At 64.1% G+C, this 26,152-nt stretch carries 20 protein-coding genes; 10 read left to right on the plus strand and 10 right to left on the minus strand.

Going from position 1 to position 26,152, the window contains the following annotated elements:
• Window positions 1–17: 17 nt before the first annotated feature.
• The gene (locus ACNJX9_RS38875) at window positions 18–2,807 is read left to right on the plus strand and encodes a [protein-PII] uridylyltransferase (RefSeq protein WP_439407340.1); all 2,790 of its coding nucleotides are present in this window, start codon (window positions 18–20) and stop codon (window positions 2,805–2,807) included.
• A 92-nt stretch (window positions 2,808–2,899) separates the two neighbouring features.
• Here the strand turns inward: ACNJX9_RS38875 and ACNJX9_RS38880 are convergent, their stop codons facing one another.
• Window positions 2,900–3,430 (minus strand): methylated-DNA--[protein]-cysteine S-methyltransferase, encoded by a 531-nt coding sequence (locus ACNJX9_RS38880; protein WP_439407341.1) that lies wholly within the window; start codon window positions 3,428–3,430, stop codon window positions 2,900–2,902.
• Between the two features lie 96 nt (window positions 3,431–3,526).
• Between ACNJX9_RS38880 and ACNJX9_RS38885 the strand changes: the two genes are divergently transcribed.
• Window positions 3,527–3,883 (plus strand): DUF1304 domain-containing protein, encoded by a 357-nt coding sequence (locus ACNJX9_RS38885; RefSeq protein WP_439410211.1) that lies wholly within the window; start codon window positions 3,527–3,529, stop codon window positions 3,881–3,883.
• Window positions 3,884–4,052: 169 nt separating this feature from the next.
• Entirely contained in the window at window positions 4,053–5,279 is a 1,227-nt protein-coding gene (locus ACNJX9_RS38890) for an ABC transporter substrate-binding protein (protein WP_057750035.1), read from the plus strand.
• Between the two features lie 56 nt (window positions 5,280–5,335).
• On the opposite strand, the gene ACNJX9_RS38895 is transcribed toward ACNJX9_RS38890, so the two are convergent.
• On the minus strand, window positions 5,336–5,761 hold the full coding sequence (locus ACNJX9_RS38895; RefSeq protein WP_057750037.1) for a DUF1330 domain-containing protein: 426 nt from the start codon (window positions 5,759–5,761) through the stop codon (window positions 5,336–5,338).
• 166 nt (window positions 5,762–5,927) lie between these two features.
• Here ACNJX9_RS38895 and ACNJX9_RS38900 point away from each other — a divergent pair, with 166 nt between their 5' ends.
• Window positions 5,928–8,135, plus strand: coding sequence for a transglycosylase domain-containing protein (locus tag ACNJX9_RS38900; RefSeq protein WP_439407342.1), 2,208 nt, complete (start codon window positions 5,928–5,930; stop codon window positions 8,133–8,135).
• A gap of 172 nt (window positions 8,136–8,307) precedes the next feature.
• Here ACNJX9_RS38900 and ACNJX9_RS38905 read toward each other — a convergent pair whose 3' ends face one another.
• From ACNJX9_RS38905 to ACNJX9_RS38920, 4 genes are all read right to left on the minus strand, one after another.
• Entirely contained in the window at window positions 8,308–9,147 is an 840-nt protein-coding gene (locus ACNJX9_RS38905) for a M48 family metallopeptidase (RefSeq protein WP_439407343.1), read from the minus strand.
• A 330-nt stretch (window positions 9,148–9,477) separates the two neighbouring features.
• Window positions 9,478–10,806: a polyhydroxyalkanoate depolymerase gene (locus tag ACNJX9_RS38910; RefSeq protein WP_057750095.1), complete on the minus strand. Its 1,329-nt coding sequence runs from the start codon at window positions 10,804–10,806 to the stop codon at window positions 9,478–9,480.
• A gap of 120 nt (window positions 10,807–10,926) precedes the next feature.
• Window positions 10,927–11,745 carry an ABC transporter permease gene (locus ACNJX9_RS38915; RefSeq protein ID WP_057750045.1) on the minus strand — a complete coding sequence of 273 codons (819 nt, stop codon included), beginning with the start codon at window positions 11,743–11,745 and terminating at the stop codon, window positions 10,927–10,929.
• 208 nt (window positions 11,746–11,953) lie between these two features.
• Window positions 11,954–12,757: an ABC transporter ATP-binding protein gene (locus ACNJX9_RS38920; protein ID WP_439407344.1), complete on the minus strand. Its 804-nt coding sequence runs from the start codon at window positions 12,755–12,757 to the stop codon at window positions 11,954–11,956.
• Window positions 12,758–12,884: 127 nt separating this feature from the next.
• Between ACNJX9_RS38920 and ACNJX9_RS38925 the strand changes: the two genes are divergently transcribed.
• Together ACNJX9_RS38925 and ACNJX9_RS38930 are read left to right on the plus strand one after the other, a co-directional pair.
• Window positions 12,885–14,195: an ActS/PrrB/RegB family redox-sensitive histidine kinase gene (locus ACNJX9_RS38925; protein ID WP_271598317.1), complete on the plus strand. Its 1,311-nt coding sequence runs from the start codon at window positions 12,885–12,887 to the stop codon at window positions 14,193–14,195.
• A gap of 103 nt (window positions 14,196–14,298) precedes the next feature.
• Window positions 14,299–14,853, plus strand: coding sequence for an ActR/PrrA/RegA family redox response regulator transcription factor (locus tag ACNJX9_RS38930; RefSeq protein ID WP_057750103.1), 555 nt, complete (start codon window positions 14,299–14,301; stop codon window positions 14,851–14,853).
• Between the two features lie 299 nt (window positions 14,854–15,152).
• Here the strand turns inward: ACNJX9_RS38930 and ACNJX9_RS38935 are convergent, their stop codons facing one another.
• A complete protein-coding gene (locus tag ACNJX9_RS38935) occupies window positions 15,153–15,644 on the minus strand; it encodes an MmcB family DNA repair protein (protein WP_439407345.1) in 492 nt (163 codons plus the stop codon).
• A gap of 158 nt (window positions 15,645–15,802) precedes the next feature.
• On the opposite strand from ACNJX9_RS38935, the gene ACNJX9_RS38940 reads away from it, so the two are divergent.
• Window positions 15,803–17,503: an alpha-amylase family protein gene (locus ACNJX9_RS38940; RefSeq protein WP_439407346.1), complete on the plus strand. Its 1,701-nt coding sequence runs from the start codon at window positions 15,803–15,805 to the stop codon at window positions 17,501–17,503.
• Window positions 17,504–17,702: 199 nt separating this feature from the next.
• Here ACNJX9_RS38940 and ACNJX9_RS38945 read toward each other — a convergent pair whose 3' ends face one another.
• The gene (locus ACNJX9_RS38945) at window positions 17,703–19,304 is read right to left on the minus strand and encodes an alpha-amylase family glycosyl hydrolase (RefSeq protein WP_057750056.1); all 1,602 of its coding nucleotides are present in this window, start codon (window positions 19,302–19,304) and stop codon (window positions 17,703–17,705) included.
• 162 nt (window positions 19,305–19,466) lie between these two features.
• Here ACNJX9_RS38945 and ACNJX9_RS38950 point away from each other — a divergent pair, with 162 nt between their 5' ends.
• Complete coding sequence (locus tag ACNJX9_RS38950; RefSeq protein ID WP_057750105.1) at window positions 19,467–20,150, plus strand: MBL fold metallo-hydrolase; 684 nt, start codon at window positions 19,467–19,469, stop codon at window positions 20,148–20,150.
• 12 nt (window positions 20,151–20,162) lie between these two features.
• Here the strand turns inward: ACNJX9_RS38950 and ACNJX9_RS38955 are convergent, their stop codons facing one another.
• Together ACNJX9_RS38955 and ACNJX9_RS38960 are read right to left on the minus strand one after the other, a co-directional pair.
• Window positions 20,163–21,347, minus strand: coding sequence for an extracellular catalytic domain type 1 short-chain-length polyhydroxyalkanoate depolymerase (locus ACNJX9_RS38955; protein ID WP_439407347.1), 1,185 nt, complete (start codon window positions 21,345–21,347; stop codon window positions 20,163–20,165).
• 140 nt (window positions 21,348–21,487) lie between these two features.
• Window positions 21,488–22,900: an MFS transporter gene (locus ACNJX9_RS38960; protein ID WP_439407348.1), complete on the minus strand. Its 1,413-nt coding sequence runs from the start codon at window positions 22,898–22,900 to the stop codon at window positions 21,488–21,490.
• Between the two features lie 187 nt (window positions 22,901–23,087).
• Here ACNJX9_RS38960 and sthA point away from each other — a divergent pair, with 187 nt between their 5' ends.
• Entirely contained in the window at window positions 23,088–24,479 is a 1,392-nt protein-coding gene (sthA, locus tag ACNJX9_RS38965) for a Si-specific NAD(P)(+) transhydrogenase (RefSeq protein WP_439407349.1), read from the plus strand.
• Between the two features lie 404 nt (window positions 24,480–24,883).
• Window positions 24,884–26,119, plus strand: a complete 1,236-nt coding sequence (locus tag ACNJX9_RS38970) for an LLM class flavin-dependent oxidoreductase (RefSeq protein WP_439407350.1) — start codon at window positions 24,884–24,886, stop codon at window positions 26,117–26,119.
• The last annotated feature ends 33 nt before the right edge of the window (window positions 26,120–26,152 follow it).

Consider the following 26,152-nt stretch of genomic DNA (forward strand, 5'->3'; position numbering starts at 1 on the left):
TTATATCCGGTGGAGACATGGATAGCGTTGCGACCGAGCATAAGCCACAGCTGGACGACCGTTTCGACACTGCGCGGATCACCGCTGCGGTCGATGCGCTTGCCGAAAGGCATCAGGGCCGCGAGGACGCGTTCCGCACCGCGGTCGCGCAATTGCTCAAGGCGGAACTGATCGCCGCGCGCGCCGCAGCACAAGCGATCCTGCTGAAGGACCGCCACGGCCGCCGCTGCGCCGAGCGGCTGTGCCACGTGCAGGACGAGATCATCCGCATCCTCTACTCGGCCGCGACGCGTCACCTCTACCGCTCGCCGATCCCGAGCGGCGCCGAACGCATGGCGGTGGTGGCGACCGGCGGCTACGGCCGCGGCCTGATGGCTCCGGAATCGGACATCGATCTGCTCTTCATCCTGCCCTACAAGCAGACCGCCTGGGGCGAGCAGGTGGCTGAGGCCATTCTCTATTGCCTCTGGGACATGGGTCTGAAGGTCGGCCACGCCACGCGCTCAGTCGATGAATCGATCCGCCAGGCGCGCGGCGACATGACCATCCGCACCGCGATCCTGGAGACGCGCTTTCTCACCGGCGACCAGCCGCTCTATAACGAGCTGGTCGAACGCTTCGACAAGGAAGTGGTGCAGGGCACCGCGTCCGAGTTCGTCACCGCCAAGCTCGCCGAGCGCGAGGAACGCCACCGCCGCGGCGGCCAGTCGCGCTATCTGGTCGAGCCCAACGTCAAGGACGGCAAGGGGGCGCTACGCGACCTGCACACGCTGTTCTGGATCGCCAAATACGTCTATCGCGTCCGCGACACCGACGAGTTGGTCGAACGCGGCGTGTTCGACGCGCAGGAGTATCGCAGCTTCCGCCGCTGCGCCGACTTCCTCTGGTCGGTGCGCTGCAATCTGCATTTCTACTGCGGGCGGCCCGAGGAGCGGCTGTCGTTCGATCTGCAGCGCGAGATCGCGATCAGGCTCGGCTACACCTCGCATCCCGGCATGCAGGATGTCGAGCGCTTCATGAAGCACTACTTCCTGGTCGCCAAGGAAGTCGGCAACCTCACCGCCATCCTCTGCGCCAAGCTCGAGGACCAGCAGGCCAAGCCCGCCCCGGTGCTGAGCCGAATGATGGCACGCTTGCGCCCCACGCAAGTGAAGCGGCGCGTGCCCGACAGCGACGACTTCATCGTCGACAACAACCGGATCAACGTCGCCGCGCCCGACGTCTTCAAGCACGATCCGGTCAATCTGATCCGCATTTTCCGCCTGGCGCAGAAGAACAACCTCGCCTTCCATCCGGACGCGATGCGCGACGTGACGCGTTCGCTCGGCCTGATCAACGCGCAGATGCGCGAGCATCCCGAAGCCAACCGGCTGTTCATGGAGATCCTGACCTCCGACAATGCCGAGATCGTGCTGCGACGGATGAACGAAACCGGCGTGCTCGGTCATTTCATCCGTGCCTTCGGCAAGATCGTCTCGATGATGCAGTTCAACATGTATCATCACTACACGGTGGACGAGCACCTGATCCGTTGCATCGGCTTCCTCCAGGAGATCGAACGCGGCGTCAGCGAAGAGTTCACGCTGGCCAGCGACCTGTTTCGCAAGATCCGGGCCGAGCACCGGCCGGTGATCTACGTCGCGACCCTGCTGCACGACATCGCCAAGGGGCGGCTGGAAGATCATTCGATCGCAGGCGCCAAGGTGGCGCGGCGGCTGTGCCCGCGGCTCGGCTTCAGCGCTGCTGACACCGAGCTCGTGGCCTGGCTGATCGAGGAACATCTGACGATGTCCACGGTGGCGCAGTCGCGCGACCTCTCCGACCGCAAGACCATCGAGAATTTTGCCGCCGTGGTGCAGTCGGTCGAGCAGATGAAGCTGCTTACCATCCTGACCACCGCCGACATCCGCGGCGTCGGTCCCGGCGTGTGGAACGGCTGGAAGGCGCAGCTCTTGCGCTCGCTGTATTACGAGACCGAGCCGGTGCTGACCGGCGGCTTCTCGGAGGTCGACCGCGGCAAGCGCCTCACGGCCGCCTATGCCGAATTCCGCCACGCCTTCGCCGAATGGCCGGCCGACGAGCTCGACGCCTATATCGGCCGGCACTATCCGGCCTATTGGCTCAAGGTCGAGCTGCCGCGCAAAATTCGCCACGCGCGCTTCGTGCGATCGAGCGAGCAGGCCGGCCACAAGCTCGCGATCAATGTCGGCTTCGACGAGGTGCGCGGCGTCACCGAGCTCACGATCTTCGCCGCCGACCATCCCTGGCTGCTCTCGATCATCGCCGGCGCCTGTGCCTCCGCCGGCGCCAACATCGTCGACGCGCAGATCTACACCACGACCGATGGCCGCGCCTTGGACACGATCTCCATCTCCAGGGAATACGACCGCGACGAGGACGAAGGCCGGCGCGCCACCCGGATCGGCGAGATGATCGAGGACGTGCTCGAAGGCAAGCTGCGCCTCCCCGAAGTGGTGGCGCGGCGCACCGTGCGCAGCAAGGCGCGGCCCTTCGTGATCGAGCCTGAAGTGACCATCAACAACCAATGGTCTGATCGCTACACGGTGATCGAGGTCTCCGGCCTCGACCGCCCCGGCCTGCTCTACGAGCTGACCACGGCGATCTCGAAGCTCAACCTCAACATCGCCTCGGCCCATGTCGCGACCTTCGGCGAGCGCGCCCGCGACGTGTTCTACGTCACCGATTTGCTGGGCGCGCAAATCAACGCCCCGACTCGCCAGGCTGCGATCAAGAGCGCATTGACCCATGTGATGGCCGGCGACAAGGCGGCTCAGCCGGCGGCGTGAGGCTTGCCGTCATTCCGGGGCGATGCGCAGCATCGAACCTGGAATCTCGAGGCTCCGGGTTCGCCCTATGGGCGCCCCGGAACGACTGAGGCCTAAACCTCCACCCCCTCATGCCGCAGCAGCCACCTCTTCCGCTCCAGCCCACCGCCATATTTCACCAGCGAACCGTCCGCGCCGATCAGGCGATGGCATGGCAGCACCACGCTGATCGGGTTGGAGCCGTTGGCGTGGCCGACGGCCCTGATGGCCCGGGGCATCTCGATCTTCGCCGCCAAGGCGCCGTAGCTCATCGTGGTGCCCGCTGGAATCGTCGCGAGCGCCGTCCAGACCTTTTGCTGGAACGGCGTGCCGGCGATGCGCCAATCGATCCGCATGAGCTGACCGAGGTCACCTTCGAAATATGCTGACAGCGCCGTCTTCATTGCCGCCGGCGCAGGCCGATCGACCAGCTCCACCGCGCCGTGATGCAAGCGCAGCAGCTCGCGCATGCGATGCTCGTAATCGTCCCAATCGAGCGCGCGCAACGCGCCATCGCTGTCCGTGACGAGCAGTGCGATCCCGATCGGCGTCGCCAGCCGATCGAGGCCGAAGCGTTCGGGAGTCCTGGTTGATCGAGCAGGCATTGCGGCACCATCACTTCGAAACACACTTCGCACTTGCCATGCCGGCCGTGCTAACGTCCACCCGAAAGCTGACGCTTTTGGGGGCTCAACTTGATTCTGATCGCCAATGTCCTGGTGGCGCTCGTCGCCGCGCTGCACGCCTATTTCCTGATCCTGGAGATGTTTCTCTGGGACAAGCCGCTCGGCTTGAAGACATTTCGCAATACGCCTGACAAAGCCGAGATCACGAAAGTGCTGGCGGCCAATCAGGGACTCTACAACGGCTTCCTGGTCGCTGGCCTGGTCTGGGGGCTGCTGCATGGCAACCCGGTCTTCGCGTTCCAGATCAAAGTGTTCTTCCTGCTCTGCGTGATCGTGGCCGGCGCTTATGGCGCGGCGACCGTCAGCACGCGCATCCTGATCGTGCAGGCGGTGCCGGCCGCGATCGCGCTGGCGGCGTTGTTCCTGGCGTAAGACGCGCCAGACGTAAGGCTCCTGGCCTCGCCTGAGAGGCTACGGCGCAGCGAACCGATCCTTGCGCTGAGGTGAACCTTCCTCCACTATCTTCGGCAGCGATGGCGACCGTTGCGATCGACGGAGAAAGACCATCGGCCGAAAATTCCGTCAGGAGGAACGAACCAACATGAACAATCGCAGAGCCTTTATAACGGCCACGGCGGCGTTTGCCGTCGCAGTCTCGACCAGCCAGGCCCTCGCCCAGAAGAAATACGACACCGGCGCAAGCGACACCGAGATCAAGATCGGCCAGACCGTGCCATTCTCCGGCGCCTATTCCGTCTACGCCAATATCGGCAAGACCCAGGCCGCCTACTTCAAGATGATCAACGATCAGGGCGGCATCAACGGCCGCAAGATCAACCTGATCCAGTATGACGACGCCTATTCGCCGCCGAAGACCGTGGAGCAGGTGCGCAAGCTCGTCGAGGGCGACGAGGTGCTGTTCACCTTCCAGCTGATCGGTACAGCCGCGAATGCCGCCGTGCAGAAATATCTCAACAGCAAGAAGATCCCTCAGCTGCTCGCCTCGACCGGCGCCGCCCGCTTCAACGATCCGCAGAACTATCCCTGGACCATTGCCTACAATCCGAACTACGTGTCCGAGGGACGGATCTACGCAAAATACATTCTCGCCAATCATCCCAATGCCAAGATCGGCGTGCTCTACCAGAACGACGATATGGGCCGCGACTATCTCGCCGGCCTCAAGAGCGGCCTCGGCGACAAGGCCGCCAGCATGATCGTCGGCGAGGTCTCGTACGAGGTGACCGACCCGACCGTCGACTCGCAGGTAGTCAAGCTGAAGTCGATGGGCATCGACCTGTTCTATGACGCCTCGACGCCCAAGTTCGCGGCGCAGGCGATCAAGAAGCTCGCCGACCTCGGCTGGACGCCCGTGCACATCCTCGACATCAACGCGAGTCCGGTGTCGGCGACGCTGAAGCCAGCCGGCCTCGACATCTCCAAGGGTATCATCTCGACCAACTACGGCAAGGATCCGGGCGATCCCCAGTGGAAAGACGATCCGGGCGTGAAGGCCTTCTTCGCCTTTATGGACAAGTATTTCCCGGAAGGTGACAAGCTCAACACCGTCAACACCTATGCCTATTCGGTCGCCGAGTTGCTGGTGCAGGTGCTGAAGCAATGCGGCGACGACCTGACGCGCGAGAACGTCATGAAACAGGCCGCCAACATCAAGGGCTACACGCCGAGCCTGGCGCTGCCCGGCATCAAGATTACCACTGGTGCGAATGACTATCGCGTCAACAAGCAGATGCAGATGATGAAGTTCAACGGCGAACGTTGGGAGCTGTTCGGACCGATCATCGAGGACACGGGGCCCTCGGGCTAGGCGAACCGCTCTGAACTGCAATCGGCGGCCTGCGGGCCGCCGATTTTTTGGAGCGTCTATTCCGGTATCTCGCCAAAATTCTTCCCCACCGGCAGCACCGCGTGCCGGATCAAACGCGAATCCTCCACTGCAGCCTGGCGGTGCTTCACCGCTTCGCGATAGACGGGGTCGCGGATCATCTCGACGAAGGCGGCGACGCTGGGGTATTCGGCGATGAAGCAGTGGTCCCAACGCTCCTCTTGCGGGCCGATCAGCATCAGCTCGAACCGGCCCTGCCAGACGATGCGGCCGCCGAGGCGCGTAAACACCGGACCGCTCTCGCGGCCATAGGCCGCATAGGCTTCCGCGCCGCTCGCCTTGCGGCCGTCGGGATAGGCCGCCTCTTTGCGTAAGCGCACCAGATTGAGCATGTGGATCGGGCCGGGGCGGTCGTTCTCCCGGAATTGCGCAAAAATCTCCTTGGTCGGATCGATGTGGCCCATAGGTGTTTCCTCTTCTTGTGCCTTCGATCCTAACGCCCGCGCCCTCGAAGCGGAACTGCGGCAGGCGAATGCCGCACCTCCTAATCACGCGTTAACCTCGGGGTAACCGGGCCTTAAACAGCGACCGCTAGCGTGCGGCGGGGCGGGGTGACCGGGCGTTTTGCGTATGGGGTCGGCAAAGAAAAAGGGTGGGCGGAAGGAGCCGTTGTTCGGCTTGCCCGCGGCGCTTGCCGATCTGCGCCTGACGGCGGCCGATCGCATTCCCGGCGGCGACGACAAGCCGAAGAAATCGGCCGGCAAGCGCAAGGCCGAACCTGACGGCGACGAGCCGCCGCGCGAGCGCAAGGCACCCGCAAAGAGCAGTGGTGCCAAGCGCCGGTCGCGATCATCGATCAGCGCCGGCCTCGGCCGCCTCGTCTATTGGGGCGCCGTGCTGGGCCTCTGGGGTGTGATCGCCGTCATCGGCGTCGTGATCTGGGTCGGCGCCCATCTGCCGCCGATTCAGTCGCTGGAAATTCCAAAACGCCCGCCGACCATCCAGATCGTCGGCATCGACGGCAGCCTGCTGGCGCAGCGCGGCGAGATGGCCGGCGCCAACGTCTCACTGAAGGATCTGCCGCCCTATCTGCCGAAGGCCTTCATCGCCATCGAGGACCGCCGCTTCTATTCGCATTTCGGCATCGACCCGGTCGGCATCCTGCGCGCCCTCGTCACCAATGTGCTCCATCGTGGCGTGTCGCAGGGCGGCTCGACGCTGACGCAGCAGCTGGCGAAGAATCTGTTCCTGACCCAGGAGCGCACCATGGCGCGCAAGCTGCAGGAGGCGGAGCTCGCGATCTGGCTGGAGCGCAAGCATTCCAAGAACGAGATCTTGGAGCTCTATCTCAACCGCGTCTATTTCGGCTCCGGCGCCTATGGCGTCGAAGCCGCCGCGCAGAAATATTTCGGCAAGCCGGCCAGGAACGTCACGATCGCCGAAGCCGCGATGCTGGCCGGCCTCGTCAAATCGCCCTCGCGCCTGGCGCCGAACCGCAATCCGGAAGGCGCGGAGCAGCGCGCGCAGGTCGTGCTGGCGGCGATGGCGGATGCCAAGTTCATCACCGACGCACAGGCGCAGGCCTCGATCGGCCACCCCTCCTACGTCGTGAAGCCGGTCGGCGCCGGCACGGTGAACTACGTCGCCGACTGGATCGGCGAGGTGCTGGACGATCTCGTCGGCCAGATCGACGACAGCATCAAGGTCGAGACCACGATCGATCCGAAACTGCAGGCCTTCGCGGAAACCGCCATCATTGACGAGCTCGCGGCCAAGAGCGTGAAGTTCAATGTCAGCCAGGGCGCGCTGGTGGCGATGACACCTGACGGTGCGGTGCGCGCCATGGTCGGCGGGCGGAACTATTCCGAGAGCCAGTACAACCGCGCGGTGACCGCAAAACGCCAGCCGGGCTCATCCTTCAAGCCGTTCGTCTATCTGACGGCGATGGAGCAGGGGCTGACACCCGACACCATCCGCCAGGACGCCCCGATCGAGGTCAAGGGCTGGAGACCTGAGAACTACACCCACGAATATTTCGGCCCGGTGACGCTGACGCAGGCGCTGGCGATGTCGCTCAACACCGTCGCCATCCGCCTCGGCCTCGAGGTCGGACCGAAGAACGTGGTGCGCACCGCGCACCGGCTCGGCATCGCCTCCAAACTCGAGCCCAACGCCTCGATCGCGCTCGGCACCTCTGAGGTTTCAGTCGTCGAGCTGGTCGGCGCCTATGCGCCGTTCGCCAATGGCGGCTTCGCGGCGACGCCGCATGTGGTGACGAGGATCAGGACGCTCGACGGCAAGCTGCTCTACATGCGCCAGCCCGACGAACATAATCAGGTGATCGAGCCGCGCTACGTCGGCATGATGAACAGTATGATGCGGGAGACGCTGATCTCGGGCACTGCGAAGAAGGCTGAGATCCCCGGCTGGCAGGCGGCCGGCAAGACCGGCACCAGCCAGGATTATCGCGACGCCTGGTTCATCGGCTACACGTCGAACCTCGTCACCGGCGTCTGGCTCGGCAATGATGACAACTCGCCCACCAAGAAGGCGACTGGCGGCGGCCTGCCGGTGGAAGTGTGGACCCGCTTCATGCGCGCGGCGCACGAAGGCGTGCAGGTCGCAGCCCTGCCGCAAAGCAATTGGGGGCCGTCGAACCTGGTGCAGATCTCATCGCAGATATCGCCGCCGACGCAGGCGGCGCCCGGAGCTTCATCGGCGCCAGCCAGCAATGGCGGCTACCGCGCCCCGCCGCCGACGCGCGCCAATGTGCGGCCGGAGCCCGCTGCAGGGCTTGATGGCTGGCTGATGGACCGGCTGTTCGGCGGCAACCGGTAGGCCTCAAAACAAAACGCGAAAACAACCCCATGCACAGTAGGCGGGGTGTTGCAGCGTGATGCGCCGTGGGAGTTGCGAGGTCGTTGATATGGTGGGGTGAATCCAACGAACCGCGCAATCGTCTAGCGCACCGGGAAAGTCGCACGGAGTGCACATGTTCGACGAGCGCGCCCTAATCCTCGACCCCGTACCGGTGCAGATCGTTGCCGCAGGTGTCGAGCCACTTCTTGGCGCGCTCCATGGACGGGCAGATCTTGCCGCAGACGCGCCAGAACTTCGCCGAGTGGTTCATCTCGACGAGATGGGCCACTTCATGCGCGGCGAGGTAGTCCAGCACATAGGGCGGAGCGAGGATCAGGCGCCAGGAGAATGACAGCGAGCCGGCCGAGGTGCAGGAGCCCCAGCGGCTGGACTGATCGCGGATCGACAGCCGCTTCACCTTGACGCCGAGCTCGGCGGCATGGATCTCCGCCGAACGCTGCAGATCCTTGCGCGCCTCGCGCTTGAGGAAGTCGCTGACGCGGCGATCGACATAGTCGAGGCCGCCGGCGACACAGAGAATGCGTTCACCGCTGTCGCGAACTTCCGCCCAAACCGTGCCGCGGCTGCCTGCGCGATGCACGATGCGATGAGGAACGCCGCGGAGCGGTATCACCGTGCCAGGCTGGAACGGTGCAGCCTTCGGCAGACGACCGAGACGGGCCGCGATCCACGCACCATGACGTTGGGCGAAGTCCTTGGCTTCGACGAGCGTGCCGCGCGGCGGCATCGTGAGGATGGCTTCACGATCACTCGGATGGATTCGAAGCGTGTAACGACGCGCTCGGCGGTGCCTGCGCAGCCGGATCGCAAAGAATTGCGAGCCATGGGTGATGACGAGGGTCTTCGGTTCGTGGGGCCGCCGATAGAGGAGTGCGCGTGTGGCCATGTCTGTCAGTCCGGGGAGCAGGAGGTCGCCCGGATTCTGCCATAACCGCCGCCAGGGAAAGCGCTCGGCGCAAAAACAAATCATTTGCCCAATATACAGGGGTCTGGCGTCCGGGAGACCCTACAGACTGGGGTTGGAACCCGCTTTTTTCGCCCCCGCTGGACGCATGCGACACCCCCAAGGGGTGAGGACCGACTCACTCCTAGAAAACTACCTAAATACCTCGAATCTGGCGGGAACTTGCCCCTGCCCGGAGCCCCCGGCAGGCGCAAAATTTCGACGGGAAAGCCGAAATGCGGCTATTTCGTCCTCATCCTGAGGAGCCCTCGCAGCAGGCGTCTCGTAGGATGGCCGCAGGCGAGATGCGGTCCTTCATGGTTCGAGACGCGCATTCCGCGCTCACCATGAGGAGCATTATTCGGCCGCAAGCGCCTTCAACGAGCTCGGATTTGCTGCCGAGACCATGAAATCATGGATGCGCGGCATGATTTCCGACTTGAAGCGCGAGCCGTTGAACACGCCGTAATGTCCGACGCCTTTCTGGACGTAATGAACGCGGCGATGATCCGGGATCGAGCTGCACAAGGCGTGTGTCGCTTCGGTCTGGCCGAGACCCGAGATGTCGTCGTTCTCGCCCTCGACCGTCATCAACGCAACGCGCGTCACCTTGGAGGGATCGACGCGCGTTCCACGATGGGTCATCTCGCCCTTCGGCAGCGAGTGCTTCACGAAGACGGTGTCGACCGTTTGCAGGTAATATTCGGCCGAGAGGTCCATCACCGCGAGATATTCGTCATAGAACTCACGATGCTTGTCGACGAGGTCGCCGTCACCCTTCACCAGATGAGCGAAGAGCTGCTTATGGGCGTCCATGTGCCGGTCGAGGTTCATGCTGATGAACCCGTTGAGCTGGAGGAAGCCCGGATAGACGTCGCGCATCATGCCCGGATGCGGGAACGGCACCTTGGTGATGACGTGGTTGCGGAACCAGCCAATGCCGCGCTCCTGCGCGAGATTGTTCACGGCGGTCGGATTGCGGCGCGTATCGATCGGACCGCCCATCAGCGTCATCGACGTCGGCACGAAGGGATCGCGCCGCGCTTCCATGATCGAGACCGCGGCCACGACGGGCACGGACGGCTGGCACACCGCCATGACATGGGTGTTGCCACCCAGCACATGCAGCATCTCGATGACGTAGTCGATGTAATCGTCGAGATCGAAGCGGCCTTCGCTGAGCGGCACCATGCGCGCATCGGCCCAATCGGTGATATAGACCTCGTGCGCCGGCAGGAAGGCCTCGACCGTGCCGCGCAGCAGCGTTGCATAGTGACCGGACATCGGCGCCACGATCAGCACGCGCGGCTGCGGGCTGCGCAACGGGCGGGCGAATTTGCGATCGAAGTAAAGCAGGTTGCAGAACGGCTTTTCCCAGACCGAGCGGACCTCGACGGGGACGCGGATGCCGTTGACCTCGGTGTCGTTGAGGCCCCATTCCGGCTTGCCGTAGCGGCGCGTGGTGCGCTCGAACAATTCGCAGGCCGCGGCGACCGACTTGCCGACTTCGGTGCGCGCCCAGGGATTCAGCGGATTTTGAAACAGCAGCTTGGTTGCGTCCGTGACCGCACGCGCCGGATTGAGAGAGGCATGGGCCATCTCGTACATCCAGTACATCGGCGTGGTCAGGACCGGGCTGCCTTCTGCCGCCAGGGGCGGCGCGCCGCCAAACTCACCAATAGGCATATTATAATCCTCTTCGCATCGCAGCATACTGCCGAATGCGCAATATTGCGTCAATCCATGGTTCCGTACATCTACGTGGCCTGAACAGCCAAATCAGCCTGAATCCACGAGAAAGTTACGTTATTCGCCGCTCGAGAGCAGCGAGCCATGCTTTCGGGCGCTGCGCAAAAGGGCAAGGAATGCCCCAAATGAAGCCACCAGAAGCACCGCATTGATGGCTAACGCGTCCAGCATCAAATCGGTCCGGAAGCTGTTCTCGATCAGCAGCGCGCGCATCCCCTCGAACACGTAAGTCGGTGGCAGCGACCAGGCGATGGTTTGCAGCCAACCCGGCAGCACGCTGACGGGATAATAGATGCAGGCGAGCGGCATGATTCCAAACATCAAGGTCCAGACGATGCTCTCGGCGCCAAGGCCGTTCCGCAACACCAGACCGGAGACGAAGATGCCGACCGACCAGCTGGTGAAGATCAGATTGCAGAAGAAGGCGATCAGCGGCAGGCCGAGGCTGTAGACGTTGAAATGAAAGAACGCGATCGCGAGCAGCGTCATCGGGATGACGCCGATCGCGAGCCGGATCAGGCTCATCGCCATCAGCGAGAGCAGGAACTCGATCGGCCGCAACGGGCTCATCATGAGGTTGCCGAGGTTGCGGGCCCACATCTCCTCGAGGAAGGAGATGGAAAAGCCGAGCTGGCCGCGGAACAGGATGTCCCAGAGGATGACGGCGCCGATCAGCGTGCCGCCGGCGCGCGCAAAGAAATTGGCGTTCTGGGCGATGTAGAGCTGAAGAAAGCCCCAGGTGATGATCTGCAGCGCCGGCCAGTACAACAGCTCGAGCAGCCGCGGCCAGGACGACAGCAGCAGATACCAATAGCGCAGGATCATCGCGCCGATGCGCTGGAGGGAGATGCCGCGGTGGAGGGAAAGCTCGGTCATGGCACGCCCCCGTAGCCCGGATGAAGCGAAGCGTAATCCGGGGTGCAGTGCCAGCCGCGCCCGCAGACGTCATCCTGAGGTGCCCGCCCTTCGCGCGCCTCGAAGGATGGGCCGCAAGCGTGCGCTGCCCATCCTTCGAGGCAAACCTTGCGATGCAAGGTTTGCACCTCAGGATGACGCTGGCGGACGCGGATGGAACTAGGTCGCCTCACCTCACCCCCTCCTTCGCGCCGTTCGCCCGTCCGCGCGCGACGTCCAGAAACACCTCTTCCAGTGTGGTGCGGTTGTAGCGGGCCATGATGGCATCGGGGGTGTCGTCATCCTCGATGCGACCCCGCTTCATGATGATGACGCGGTCGCAGAGACGCTCGACCTCGAGCATGTTGTGCGACGCCAGCAGGATAGTGGCGTTGTTGTCCTTGCGATAGCGCTCCAGATGGCTGCGCACCCAATCGGCCGTATCAGGGTCGAGCGAGGCGGTCGGCTCGTCCAGCAAGAGCAGCTCGGGCTGGTTGATCAGCGCCTTCGCCAGCGCAACACGGGTCTTCTGCCCGGCCGAGAGCTTGCCATTGGCGCGGTCGATGAAATCGGTGAGATCGAGGTCGTCGGCCAGTTTTGCGATGCGGTCGGCAAGGTGCCTGACGGCATAGAGCTTGCCGAAGATGGTGAGGTTCTGCCGCACCGTCAGCCGCATCGGCATGTCGACATAGGGGCTTTCGAAATTCATCCGCCCCAGCACCTCGGCGCTCTCCTCCGGCATCCGATGGCCGAGCACACGGACCCGGCCGGAGGTCGGCAGCACCAGCCCCATGATCATCGCGATGGTGGTGGTCTTGCCCGCGCCGTTGCCGCCGAGCAGCCCGGTGATGCTGCCGCGGCGAAGCGAAAAGGAGATGCCGTCGACCGCGCGGGTCTGCTTGTAGACCTTGACGAGACGATCGACCTCAATGGCCGCGGACGAAATGCCCTCCGCGACAGTCGGCCAGCTTGAAGCGTTGTCATTCCCGGTCATGCTGGAGGCGTTCTTCCGCCATTGCGCGGTGGAGCGCAAGGCTTGTAACGAGATCGACTTCTAACTCGTTGGAATCGTGGGCCAGCGTGTTTGTGATCGGACACGCGCACCATTAGATTGGCCTGTCATGACCGAGACCGCCGCTTCCGACTTCCGCCCGTCGCAACGACACATCCGCCTGGACACCATCCTGCGGCTGCGCTGGCTTGCGGTGCTGGGCCAGTTGGCTGCGATCTTCATCGTGGCGCAGGGACTCGAGTTCGATGTCCCGATCGTTCCCTGCGTCGGCATCATCGGCCTGTCGGCCACGCTCAATCTGGCGCTCCAGACCGCCGTCAATCCGATGCGGCGGCTGGAGCCGATCCAGGCGGCCGGACTGCTGGCCCTCAACATCGTGGAACTGGCCGGGCTGTTGTTCTTCACCGGCGGATTGCAGAACCCGTTCTCGTTTCTGTTCCTCGCGCCCGTCCTGATTTCGGCCACCGCCTTGCCGGCACGGCTGACCTTTGGCCTCGGCATCCTGGCCGTCGCCTGCGCCTCGATCCTGTTCTTCTTTCATTTCCCGCTGCCATGGGACTCCGAAGATCCCGTGGTGCTGCCGCCGATCTATCTTGTCGGCGTCTGGCTTTCGATCGTGCTCGCGATCGGCGTCACCAGCCTCTACTCGTTTCAGGTGACCGAGGAGGCGCGCAAGCTGGCGGACGCGCTCGCCGCGACCGAGCTGGTGCTGACGCGCGAGCAGCATCTGACCCAGCTCGACGGATTGGCCGCGGCGGCCGCGCACGAGCTCGGCACGCCGCTCGCGACCATCTTCCTGATCTCGCGCGAGCTGGAGAAGACGGTGAAAGACCCGGCGTTCGCCGCCGACCTGAAGACCCTGCGCGAACAGACGCAGCGTTGCCGCGACATCCTGGGCAAGATCACCCAGCTCTCCTCCACCGGCGCGCCGTTCGACCGCATGAAGCTGTCCGAGCTGATCGAGGAGGTGGTGGCGCCGCATCGCGATTTCGGCGTCGCCATCAAGGTGCGGATTGCCGTGACCGCAACAGCCGAGCCGGTCGGATCACGCAATCCAGCGGTGCTTTACGGCGTCGGCAACATCATCGAGAACGCCGTCGACTTCGCCAACTCGACGGTGGAAGTGAACGCGTGGTGGAACAACGACACGATCGAGATCGTGATCTCCGACGACGGCCCGGGCATTCCGCCCGATCTCATGAACCGCATCGGCGAACCCTATCTGTCGCGGCGGCGCGCCCAGGATTCCGGCGGCGGCCTCGGACTTGGCGTGTTCATCGCCCGCACGTTGCTTGAACGCACCGGCGCCAAGGTCTCGTTTACCAACAGGACCTTTCCGGAACACGGCGCGGTGGTCCAGATTGCGTGGCCGCGCCAGCGTTTTGAGGCTATCGAGAGCCTAGAGGAAACAATAGGATAGGCCGCGACCTTGCGTCGCACATGAGGCCCGATCGACCATTGGCGGCCTTCACACCGCCTGATTGCGACGCCATATGTAGATGTGCAGGAGAGAGGACAAAACCTTGAACGCCATCGCCGAACTGAATGAACAGACCGACCGCTCGCTTCTCATCGTGGAGGACGACAAGCCGTTCCTGGAGCGCCTGTCGCGCGCCATGGAGACACGCGGCTTTGCGGTGACGTCATGTGACACGGTCTCGGATGGTCTTGCGCAAATCGGCAAGTCCGCGCCGGCCTTCGCCGTGGTCGATCTCAGGCTCGGCGACGGCAACGGTCTCGACGTCGTCTCCGCGCTGAAGAAGAAGCGTCCCGAAGCCCGCGCCATCGTGCTGACCGGCTACGGCAACATCGCCACCGCCGTCACCGCGGTGAAGATGGGCGCGATCGATTATCTGTCGAAGCCTGCGGACGCCGACGACGTCGTCGCCGCGCTGCTCTCGACCAGCGCTGAAAAGTCCGAGCCGCCCGCGAACCCGATGTCGGCCGACCGCGTGCGCTGGGAGCACATCCAGCGCATCTACGAGATGTGCAACCGCAACGTCTCGGAAACGGCGCGGCGGCTCAACATGCACCGGCGGACGTTGCAGCGCATTTTGGCCAAGCGCGCGCCGCGGTAACGGTGCCGTAGGGTGGGCAAAGGCGCGTTAGCGCCGTGCCCACGAATTGTCTCTGAGTTTCATCGATAGATTTGGTGGGCACGCTATCGCTTTGCGCACCCTACGCCCCCGTATTTTCTCGCTCGATCGCGCCACATCGTCATTGCGAGCGCAGCGAAGCAATCCAGAATCCTCTGCGGAGACAGTCTGGATTGCTTCGTCGCAAGGGCTCCTCGCAATGACGGTGGACACCAACGCCACACCGTAACCCGTCTTGCCGCTGCAAGCCCGGCTTTCCACGGCGGGCGACGGTGCAGTGCCTACTCCCAAAAATCCACATGCCCTTGCGGATCGACCAGGCGGTTGATGCGCAACGCTGCCGCCATGCCGAAGCGCACCGTCATCTGCTTGCGCGTTGCGGCGGCGATTCTGTGCTCGGGCGCTTCGCAATGCATGTGCGCGCCATAGGCATCGGCGATGATCAGGCCGGTATCTTCAGGAAAGATCTCGCAGGGCAGGTCCTGCGTGAAGGCGAATAACAGCCGGTCGCAATGGGCGCGGTATTCGTGCCATTTCTGATCGGCGCGCAGATCCTCGACCGACGACTTGATCTCGACAATCCAGATCTCGCCGCGCTCGTTCAGCGCCACCAGATCGGCGCGCCGGCCCGACGGCAGCGGCAGCTCGCTGATGCAGGAAAAGCCGAGCGAGCGCAGCAGCCGCGCCGTGCCGCGCGCGATCGCGAGCGCGGTTTCGGACTGCCGGCGGTCGGGGGGCGGAACGAGAGCGATGTTGCGGGCGGGGCGGTCCATGGCAGGGAGAGTAGCCGATTCCGTCCTCAGTGTCGTCCCGGCCTGGCGCACAATTGCGCGCGGGGGGCCGGGACGACAAGAGGCGGAACCTCCCCTCCCTCACGTACTTATCACGCAGCCGCCGCACCCCTCGGCGGGACCACCGAGGCTGCGCGCGCATGATCGACGATCTCTGGTACAAGAACGCCATCATCTATTGCCTCTCCGTCGGCACCTATATGGATGCCGATGGCGACGGCATCGGCGATTTCAAGGGGCTGTTACGCCGGCTCGATTATCTGCACGGCCTCGGCATCACCACGATCTGGCTGATGCCGTTCCAGACCTCGCCGGGCCGCGACGACGGCTACGACATCGCCGATTACTACAGCGTCGATCCCCGCTACGGCACGCTCGGCGATTTCGTCGAGTTCGCCCATGGCTGCAACCAGCGCGGCATCCGCATCATCATCGACCTCGTCGTCAACCACACCTCGGACCAGCATCATTGGTTCAAGGAGGCGCGGCGCGACAAGAACTCACCCTACCGCGACTGGTATGTCTGGTCGGACAAGAAGCCTGCCAATGCCAACAAGGGCATGGTGTTTCCCGGCGTGCAGAAATCGACCTGGACGCGCGACAAGGAAGCCGGCGCGTATTATTTCCACCGCTTCTACGATTTCCAGCCCGATCTCAACACGTCGAACCCACGCGTGCAGGCGGAGATCCTGAAGATCATGGGCTTCTGGATCCAGCTCGGCGTCTCCGGCTTTCGCATGGACGCCGTGCCCTTCGTGATCGCGACCAAGGGCGCGAAGGTGAGCAAGCCGGTCGAGCAATACGACATGCTGCGCACCTTCCGCGAATTCCTGCAATGGCGCGAGGGCGACGCCATCATCCTCGCCGAGGCCAATGTGCTGCCTGGTTCCGACATGGATTATTTCGGCAAGGCCGCCGACCGCATGCACATGATGTTCAACTTCCACGTCAACCAGCACCTGTTCTACGCGCTGGCGTCCGGCGATTCGCGTCCGCTGGCGAAGGCGCTGAAAGCGACCAAGCCGCGACCGGCCTCGGCGCAATGGGGCCTGTTCCTGCGCAATCATGACGAGCTGGACCTCGGACGGCTGACCAAGGCGCAGCGCGAGGCGGTGTTCAAGGCGTTCGGCCCCGACAAGGACATGCAGCTCTACGACCGCGGGATCAGACGGCGGCTTGCACCGATGCTCGGCGGCGACCGCCGGCGGCTCGAGCTTGCCTACAGCCTGATGTGCACGCTGCCGGGAACGCCCGTGATCCGTTACGGCGACGAGATCGCGATGGGCGACGATCTCTCGCTGCCCGAACGCAATTGCGCACGCACCCCGATGCAATGGTCGACCGAGCCGCAGGGCGGCTTCACCAAAAGTGACAGGCCGGCGACTCCCGTGATCGACAAGGGGCCGTATGGCTACGAGCACGTCAACGTCGCCAAGCAGCGGCGCGATCCAAACTCGATGCTGAACTGGACCGAGCGGATCGTCCGCATGCGCAAGGAGGTGCCTGAGATCGGCTGGGGCGACTTTGCGATCATCCCGACCCGCGATCCCGCCGTGTTCATCATCCGCTACGACTGGCGCAACAATTCCGTGCTGTTCGTGCACAATCTCGACGAGATGCCGCGCGAAATCGCGTTCTCGGCCGGACTGCCTGACGATGCCGGCGCGCACCTGATCAACCTGCTCGCGGAGGACCACAGCCACGCCGACAAGCGCGGCCAGCACCGCGTCGTGCTGGAGCCCTATGGCTATCGCTGGTACCGGGTCGGCGGGCTGGATTATCTGCTGAAGCGGAGTGAGGTGGATGAGAGGAACGCGAAGGGGAAGAAGCATCCGGCGTGATGTGGGGACGCCACCGGTTTCAAAGATCGTCATTGCGAGCCACCGGGTCCGCGCGAAGCGCGGCCCGATGACAGGCTCCGCGAAGCAATCCAGACCGCCACCGCGGAGGGACTCTGGATTGCTTCGTCGCAAGAGCTCCTCGCAATGACGGGGAGAGAGCGTCGGTCATCTCCTCCCCCTATTCTAGAGGAAGCAGCAGCTAGCTAGACGGCGCGACGATGACCCCCTCATTCCCGCGCAAATCCAGCACGCCTTCCAGCCGCTCACCCTCGCGATCCAGGAACGTCGATAGCAATATCTCGCTGCCGAACTTGATCGCGCTCGTCGTTACCGCAATCGGTTCAGGCCCGAGATTGAGCACGATGATGAGGGCCCTGCCCTGGGCCTCGCGGCGATAGACCAGGAGGTCGCCTTGTGCGGCGATCGGGTGGTAGTCGCCGGCGACGAGGGCCGGTGAATTCTTCCGCAATGCGATCAGGCGCTTGTACAGGCTCAGGATCGAGCGCGAATCTGCGTCGAGATTGACGACGTTCTCATGGACGTGATCCTCCGGCAGCGGCAGCCATGGCCTCACGTCCGAGAAGCCGGAGAAGTTTGATGAATCCCACTGCATCGGCGTGCGGCAGCCGTCGCGCCCGACGCCGATGCCGGGCACGTTCTTCTCGAAGGGATCGCGCACGTCCTCCGGCGCGATCGCGAGCTGGTGCATGCCGATCTCGTCGCCGTAATACAGCGTCGGCGTGCCGCGCAGGGTCAGCAGCAGCATGGCGGCGATGCGGGCCTGCTCCGGCCCGACGCGGCTGGCGACACGCGGGCGATCATGATTGCCGAGCACCCAGTTCGGCCAGGCGCCTGTGGGCAGCGCCTTCTCGTAATCCTCGATGATCTTCTCGATCGAGCGCGCGCTCCAGAAGGTCGAGAGCAGCGCGAAATTGAACGGCATCTGCGCGCCGGTGAGGTCGTTGCCGTAATAGGCCATCAGGCGGTGCAGCGGCAGATAGATTTCGCCGATCAAGACGCGCGCCGAATAGGCATCGGTGACGCGCCGCATCTGCGCGATCACGTCATGCACTTCCGGCTGGTCGGTGGAATATTGCGTCAGGATTTTTTCGTTCGGCGGCCGGCCCTCGACATAGTGCGGGTTCGGCGGGTTGTCGCGAAACTCGGCATCCTTGATCAGGTGCCAGATCACGTCGACGCGAAAGCCGTCGACGCCTTTCTCGAGCCAGAACCGCATCACGTCGTACATCGCCGCGCGGACGTCAGGGTTGCGCCAGTTGAGGTCCGGCTGCTGGGCGAGGAAAGCGTGATAGTAATATTGGCCGGTGGCCTCATCGAGACGCCACGCGCTGCCGCCGAATTCGGACAGCCAGTTGTTCGGGACGCCGCCATCGGGTGCCGGATCGCGCCAGATGTACCAGTCGCGCTTGGGATTGTCGCGCGAAGAGCGGCTCTCGATGAACCAGGGATGCTGGTCGGAGGTGTGGTTCGGGACGAGATCGAGGATCAGCTTCAGTCCGTTGTCGTGCGCGGCGGCGAGCAGCGCATCGAAATCCGCCATGGTGCCGAACAAGGGATCGATGCCGGTATAATCGGAGATGTCGTAGCCGAAATCGGCCATCGGCGAAGGGAAGATCGGCGACAACCAGATCGCATCGACGCCGAGCGATTTGACATAGGGCAGGCGCCGCAGGATGCCGGCGAGATCGCCGACGCCATCACCGTTAGAGTCCTGAAACGAGCGCGGATAGATCTGATAGAAGATGCCGTCGCGCCACCAAATCTCGCCGCTTTGTGCCATGTGGGAATACCATCCAAAGACTGCCCCTTGCGCGGGAGAACGCGGCAGCAACGCCCCGGTTCAGATTGGCGGGCCAATTGGGACGGCCGTGTGACCTGTTCCCCGGTCCCTCGCACGAATCTTTTGCTTGGCGGCATGGCAAAAATCGGCATTGTGGCTGATATGACCGAGCAAAATGATACCACAGCCAGATCTGAAGCGCCGAAGGCCGGCGCGATCATCGTCCCCGTAACGCTGTTCGAGCAGAACTGCACCATCATCTGGGACGAGCCTTCCAAGAAGGCCGTGGTGATCGATCCCGGCGGGGACGTGCCGAAGATCCTGGACGCGATCAAGCAAAGCGGCGTCACCGTGGAGAAGATCTGGCTGACCCACGGCCATATCGACCATGTCGGCGGCGCGGCGGACTTGCGCGATGCGCTGAAGGTGCCGATCGAGGGCCCGCATGTGGCGGACAAATTCCTGCTCGACAACGTGGTCGAGAGCGGCGCGCGCTTCGGCATGACCGGTGTACGCAATTTCGCGCCGGACCGCTGGCTCGACGAGGGCGACAGCGTCTCGATCGGCGCCTTGAGCTTCGACATCCTGCACTGCCCCGGCCATTCGCCCGGCAGCGTGGTGTTCTTCAACGGGGATTTGCGCTTCGCCCATGTCGGCGACGTCTTGTTCGCCGGCTCGGTCGGCCGCACCGACCTTCCCGGCGGCAGTCACGCCACGCTGATCAATTCGATCAAGACAAAATTGCTGCCGCTCGGCGACGATGTCGGCTTCATCTGCGGCCACGGCGCCGGCTCGAGCATCGGCCAGGAGCGGATGACCAACCCGTTCATTACCGGCGAGATGTGAGGTCGCGACGCGCTACTTCATCAATCCCGCCGCCGTCAGCGCGCGGGTGATGATCTGGCCGAGATCGAAGCGGCTGGCCTGCTCGCGCTTCGGCGCGGCCTTCTCCTCGGCGACTTTCACACGGATCGTGCGGGCAAGATGTGGCGCCGGCGGGCGGACGGGAACTGCCTTTGCTGGAGCGGCGGGCTTCGCCTCGGCCTTCTTCTTTGCCTCCTGGATCCAGCCGGTGAGGCCGAAGAACTTTGCGATGTGGTAGGACGAGGAGATGCCGGCCTCGATCAGGAAGGCGCCTTCGAGGCCGTAGCGCTGGTCGTTGTCGGCAAGGCCGAGCGGCGTACCGTGGGCCATGCCGGTGATGGTGTAGGACTCCACCAGCGTCTCGCCGTCCCTGTTCCACCAGGCCTGGCGCGGATAGCCGTCGACATTGGTCTCGGCCATCGGCGTCAGCGGCAGGTCGTGCAGATCGAGCCACTGCTTGACGATCTCGTTGGCATTGCCGGGATTGACGGTGCGGTCGGCGCTGCCGTGCCACACCGACACTTTCGGCCAGGGCCCGCGATGGTCGGTGGCCCGCCGCACGAAGTCGCCGAGCTCGCGCTCAGGGCGTTGGGGCGAATGAAACATGCCGTCCAGCGCTTCGCGCAAGTTCGAGGCGATGCCGTAAGGCAGTCCTGCGATGATCGCGCCGGCCGCGAACACTTCCGGATAGGTCGCGAGCATCACCGAGGTCATGCCGCCGCCGGCGGAAAGGCCGGTGATGTAGATGCGCCTGGGATCGATGCGATGCGCCTGAACCATATGCGCGATCATCTCGCGGATCGACTTCGCTTCGCCGGAGTCGCGCGCGGTGTCATCAGGATTGAACCAGTTGAAGCAGGTGTTGGCATTGTTGATGCGCTGCTGCTCGGGCATGACAAGCGCAAAGCCGTAGTGACGCGCGAGCGTCGACCAGCCCGCACCGAGGTCGTAAGCCGCTGCCGTCTGGCCGCAGCCGTGCAGCACGACGACGAGCGCGCGCGGCTTCTGCAGCTCTGCCGGCACGAACGCGAACATGCGCAAGGCGCCGGGATTGTCGCCGAAGCCGGTGATCTCCTGCAACGGACTGGTCGAATCAGCGCTTGCGCCGAAGTCGGGCAGGCGCAGACCATCCATCCTTGGTAGACGTCTCAACAGATCGACATTTCTGGCTAGCGACACGGCAAATTCCTGGTGGGCGACTTTCAACGTTTACCCGACCAGATAGTTGCTGCAGTGCGAAATGAAAAGCCCGCGTGCTGTCGACCTCGCAGGAATCGCGCGGATTCCCGCAGATTTCCGGACGTATTAACCGCAATGCCTCAACTTCGTGCAGATACGCGGCGCATCCACGTCAGGAATGCGGCTGACATCATGATTAATGTCACAAACAGCGCGAGCGAGACGAGAAATCCTGCGCGCGCTGATTGCAACGATTCGATGGCGAAAAATACCGCGCCGATCGCGGCCACTCCGGCCGCATTTCCGATCTGCGCCGTCGTGCCGTACATGCCGGAGGCCGAGCCTGCCGCGACAGGCTTGACGGTCGAGAGCACCGCGCCTGACAGCGGCGCCATCACCAGGCCCTGGCCGTAGCCGAAGATGAGCATGATGAGTGCGAGCGCGACCGGTGTTGGCGCATCGCGCATGCCCACGACAAGCGCGAGCGCGGCGAGGCCCGCAATCTGCAACGCGCAGCCTTCGAGCAAAACCCTGGTGCCGCGATGCCTTGCCCGCGCGCCGCTGTGGCGCGAGCCGACGACGAAAGCCAGCGCGAGCGGAAGAAAGGCAAGGCCGGCGGCGAGCGGCGCGATCTTCAGGCCGCGCTGCATGAACAGCGTCATGACAAGATAGAACGAGAGATTGGCCGCGAAGAAAAACAACGCAGCACCAAGCCCGCGCAGGAACGCGGCATCCGCCAGCAGTGTCAGATCGATCAACGGCATGCCGCCGGCGCGCGCGACGGCGTGCTCGAGCTTGACGAATGCGAACAGGATCGCGCCGCCACTTCCCATTGCCGCCCACAGCCAGGGCGCCCCGCCGGCATCGTGGCCGAACAGCAGCGGGCCGATCAGGCACAGCAGCCCTGCGAACAGCACGATGCTGCCCTTGATGTCGAGCCCGGTGCCCGCTCGGCGCGGCGTTGTCGGCATGATCTGCCACGCAGCCGCCGCGATCACGAGGCCGAAAGGCACGTTGACGAAGAAGACCGATCGCCAGCCGGCGCCGGCAAGGTCGAGCGTGACCAGCAGACCGCCGAGCAGGAAGCCGGCAGCGCCCGCAAGCCCGAGCACGATGCCATAGATGCCGAAGGCGCGGCTGCGCGACTCGTCGGTGAAGAGCAGATGCAAGGTCGCCAGCACCTGCGGCACCATCAGCGCTGCGGTCGCGCCCTGCGCCAGCCGCGCGATGATCAGCTCCAGGCCTGAATGCGCCAAACCGCACCACAGCGACGTCGCGGTGAAGCCGAGGACGCCGGCGAGGAAGATCGTCTTGGTGCCGTGGATATCGCCGAGCCGGCCGCCGGTGACGACCAGCGTCGCATAGGCGATCAGGTAGATCGCGATGACGGATTCGATCTGCGCCGGGCTCGCGCGCAGGTCGGCCGCGATGGTCGGGATCGCGACGTTGACGATGAAGGCGTCGACGCCGAACATGAATTGCGCGGCGACGACGATCGCCAGCACCCACCAGCGGCGGGTCGAATCGACGGGCTTTGTGACGGTTTGATGCATTTTTTCGCGAGCCTTCCGCGATTTACTTGCGCGCAAAGCTCGCAGATCGCCGTCATCGGCGCGATTACCTCGGAGGTAGGACTGGCCGCCTCTTGCCGCCTCCGTGTCGCCTTGGCCCGATTGCTGCATGTCGGTTCCCGCTGAGATTGCAAGGCTTTGAAGGCAAGTCGGTTTGGAAGCGAATCCGATGTACGACTACGACATGGTGGTGATCGGCTCGGGCCCGTCGGGGCGTCGGGCCGCGGTGCAATGCGCCAAGCTCGGCAAGGCCGTGCTGGTGGTGGAGAAGGGCCGGCGCGTCGGCGGCGTCTCCGTTCACACCGGCACGATCCCCTCGAAGACGCTGCGCGAGACGGTGCTGAATCTCTCCGGCTGGCGCGAGCGCGGCTTCTATGGCCGCTCCTACCGGGTGAAGCAGGACATCGCCGCGAGCGACCTGATGATCCGCTTGCAGAAGACACTCGACCACGAGGTTGAGGTGCTCGAGCATCAGTTCAGCCGCAACCTGGTCCGCACCGCCAATGGCGAAGCACGCCTGGTCTCGCCGCACGAGGTCGAGATCACCAGCGGCATCGGCGAGACCAAGATCGTGACGGCCGCCTTCATCCTGATCGCCTGCGGCACCCGCCCGTTCCGGCCCGCCGACGTGCCGTTCGACGGCCATTCCGTGCTCGACAGCGACGAGATCATCGAGCTGACGAAGCTGCCGCGCAGCCTCGCCGTGATCGGCGCCGGCGTGATCGGCGTCGAATACGCCACCATCTTCAGCGCCCTCGACGTTCCGGTGACGCTGATCGAGCCGCGGCCGACCTTCCTCGATTTCATCGACAAGGAATTGATCGACGAGTTCATGCACGAGCTGCGCGACCGCAACGTCGCGCTGCGGCTCGGCTCCAAGGTGACGTCGATCGAGAAGAATGCGCAAGGCAGCATCGTCACGCATCTGTCTGATGGCCGCCACGTCGGCACCGAGATGCTGCTGTTCGCGGCGGGCCGCGTCGGCGCCACCGACCGGCTCAACCTGGAGGCGGCCGGCATCGCCGTCGATCATCGCGGCCGCATCAAGGTCGACCCTGTCACCTTGCAGACCAGCGTGCCGCATATCTATGCGGCCGGCGACGTGATCGGCTTTCCGAGCCTCGCCTCGACCTCGATGGAGCAGGGCCGCGTCGCCGCCTGCCACGCGCTCGGCATGGAGCCCTTGGCGCCGCCGGAATTCTTTCCCTACGGCATCTATTCGGTACCGGAGATCTCGACCGCGGGCCTGACGGAAGAAGAGGTGCGCACGCGCGGCATTCCCTACGAGGTCGGCATTGCCCGCTTCCGCGAGACCTCGCGCGGGCACATCATGGGGCTGAACAGCGGCATGATGAAGATGATCTTCTCCACCAAGACCCGCCGCCTGCTCGGCGTGCACATCCTCGGCGAAGGCGCCACCGAGCTGATCCATATTGGTCAGGCCGTGCTGAACCTCAAGGGCACGATCGACTATTTCATCCAGAACACGTTCAACTATCCGACGCTGGCGGAAGCGTACAAGATCGCCGGCCTCGATGCGTGGAACAGGATGACGCGGTGATCTTTCTTCACCTCGCCCCGCTTGCGGGGAGAGGTCCGAATTCAAACGCAGTTCGAATTCCGGGTGAGGGGAGCTTCCGCGAGCCGTCTGTCCACTGGCGCGAATGCCCTCTCAACGCGTCATTGCGAGCGCAGCGAAGCAATCCAGCGTCTTTTCGCGGAGGGATTCCGGATTGCTTCGCTGCGCTCGCAGTGACGGTGTGGGAGCCCATCGACAGCCCAACGACCTGCGTCCCCGCGGCGACTCCCCCCTCACCCGACCCTCTCCCCGCAAGCGGGGCGAGGAAGAAGAAACACGCATGCCTTTCATTCCGCCGCGCGGGACATCGCGCGATTGCGTTCGTGGCATCGGGCACGTAGCCTGACACAACCAACGAACAAAAAAACTCAACCGGAGAGAACGCCATGGGGCGCCTGAAGTTTGGGGCTTTCCTTGCCCCGCATCACCCGATCGGGGAGCATCCGATGCTCCAGTTCCGGCGCGATCTCGACCTGGTCGAGCAGCTCGACGCGCTCGGCTATGACGAGTTCTGGTGCGGCGAGCACCATTCGTCCGGCTGGGAGATGATCGCCTCGCCCGAGATGTTCCTGGCCGCGGCCGGCGAGCGCACCAAGCGGATCAAGCTCGGCACCGGCGTGATCTCGCTGCCCTATCACCATCCCTTCAACGTCGCCCAGCGCATGGTGCAGCTCGACCACATGACCGGTGGCCGCGCCATCTTCGGCTCCGGCCCCGGCGCACTGGCCTCGGACGCACATACGCTCGGCATCGACCCGATGACGCAGCGCGACCGCCAGGACGAGGCGATCGCGGTGATCCGCCGCCTCTTCAACGGCGAGCGTGTCACAGCCAGGAGCGACTGGTTCACCATGAACGACGCCGCGCTGCAGCTCCTGCCGTTGCAGGAGGAGATGCCGTTCGTGGTGGCCTCGCAGATCTCGCCGTCAGGCATGACGCTGGCCGGCAAATACGGCATCGGCATCATCTCGCTCGGCTCGATGACGACGCAGGGATTGATGTCGCTGCAACAGCAATGGCAATTCGCCGAGGATGCCGCCAGGAAGCACGGCACGAAGGTCGACCGCGCCGACTGGCGCGTTCTGCTGACCTTCCACATCGCCGAGAGCCGCGAGCAGGCGCGGAGAGAAGCTGGCGCCGGGCTGATGCGCTGGCACAACGAATATAATGTCGGCACGCTGCAACGGCCGGGCCTGACCGCGTTCTCCTCGCCTGATGAAGCCGTGGACAAGACCGCCTTCGTCGACGGCGCCGCCTCCACCATCGGCACGCCCGACGATCTCGTCAAAACCATCAAGAACGTGATGGAAGTGTCCGGCGGCGTCGGCGCCATCATCGGATTCGTGCACGACTGGGCCAATCCGGAAGCCACGCGCCGCAGCTGGGACATGGTGGCGCGCTATGTCGTGCCTGAAATCAACGGCTATATCGATGGCCTGCGCAAGTCGCAGAAATTCGTGATCGAGAACCGCGCGATCTTCGAGCGTGCCGGCCAGGCCGTGATGGCCAAGATCATGGAGAACGAGAAGGCCGCCGAGGCGCTGAAGGTGACCGGCCCCGGCCGCGTCGCGATTCCCGCCGTTAACGCGCCGGATTTGCAGAAGGAAGCGGCGAAGCGGTAGGGCGCTGAAGGCCAGTCTCCATTGTCGTCCCGG

Source organism: Bradyrhizobium sp. BLXBL-03, from assembly GCF_051853015.1.
Taxonomy (GTDB): Bacteria; Pseudomonadota; Alphaproteobacteria; order Rhizobiales; family Xanthobacteraceae; genus Bradyrhizobium; species Bradyrhizobium manausense.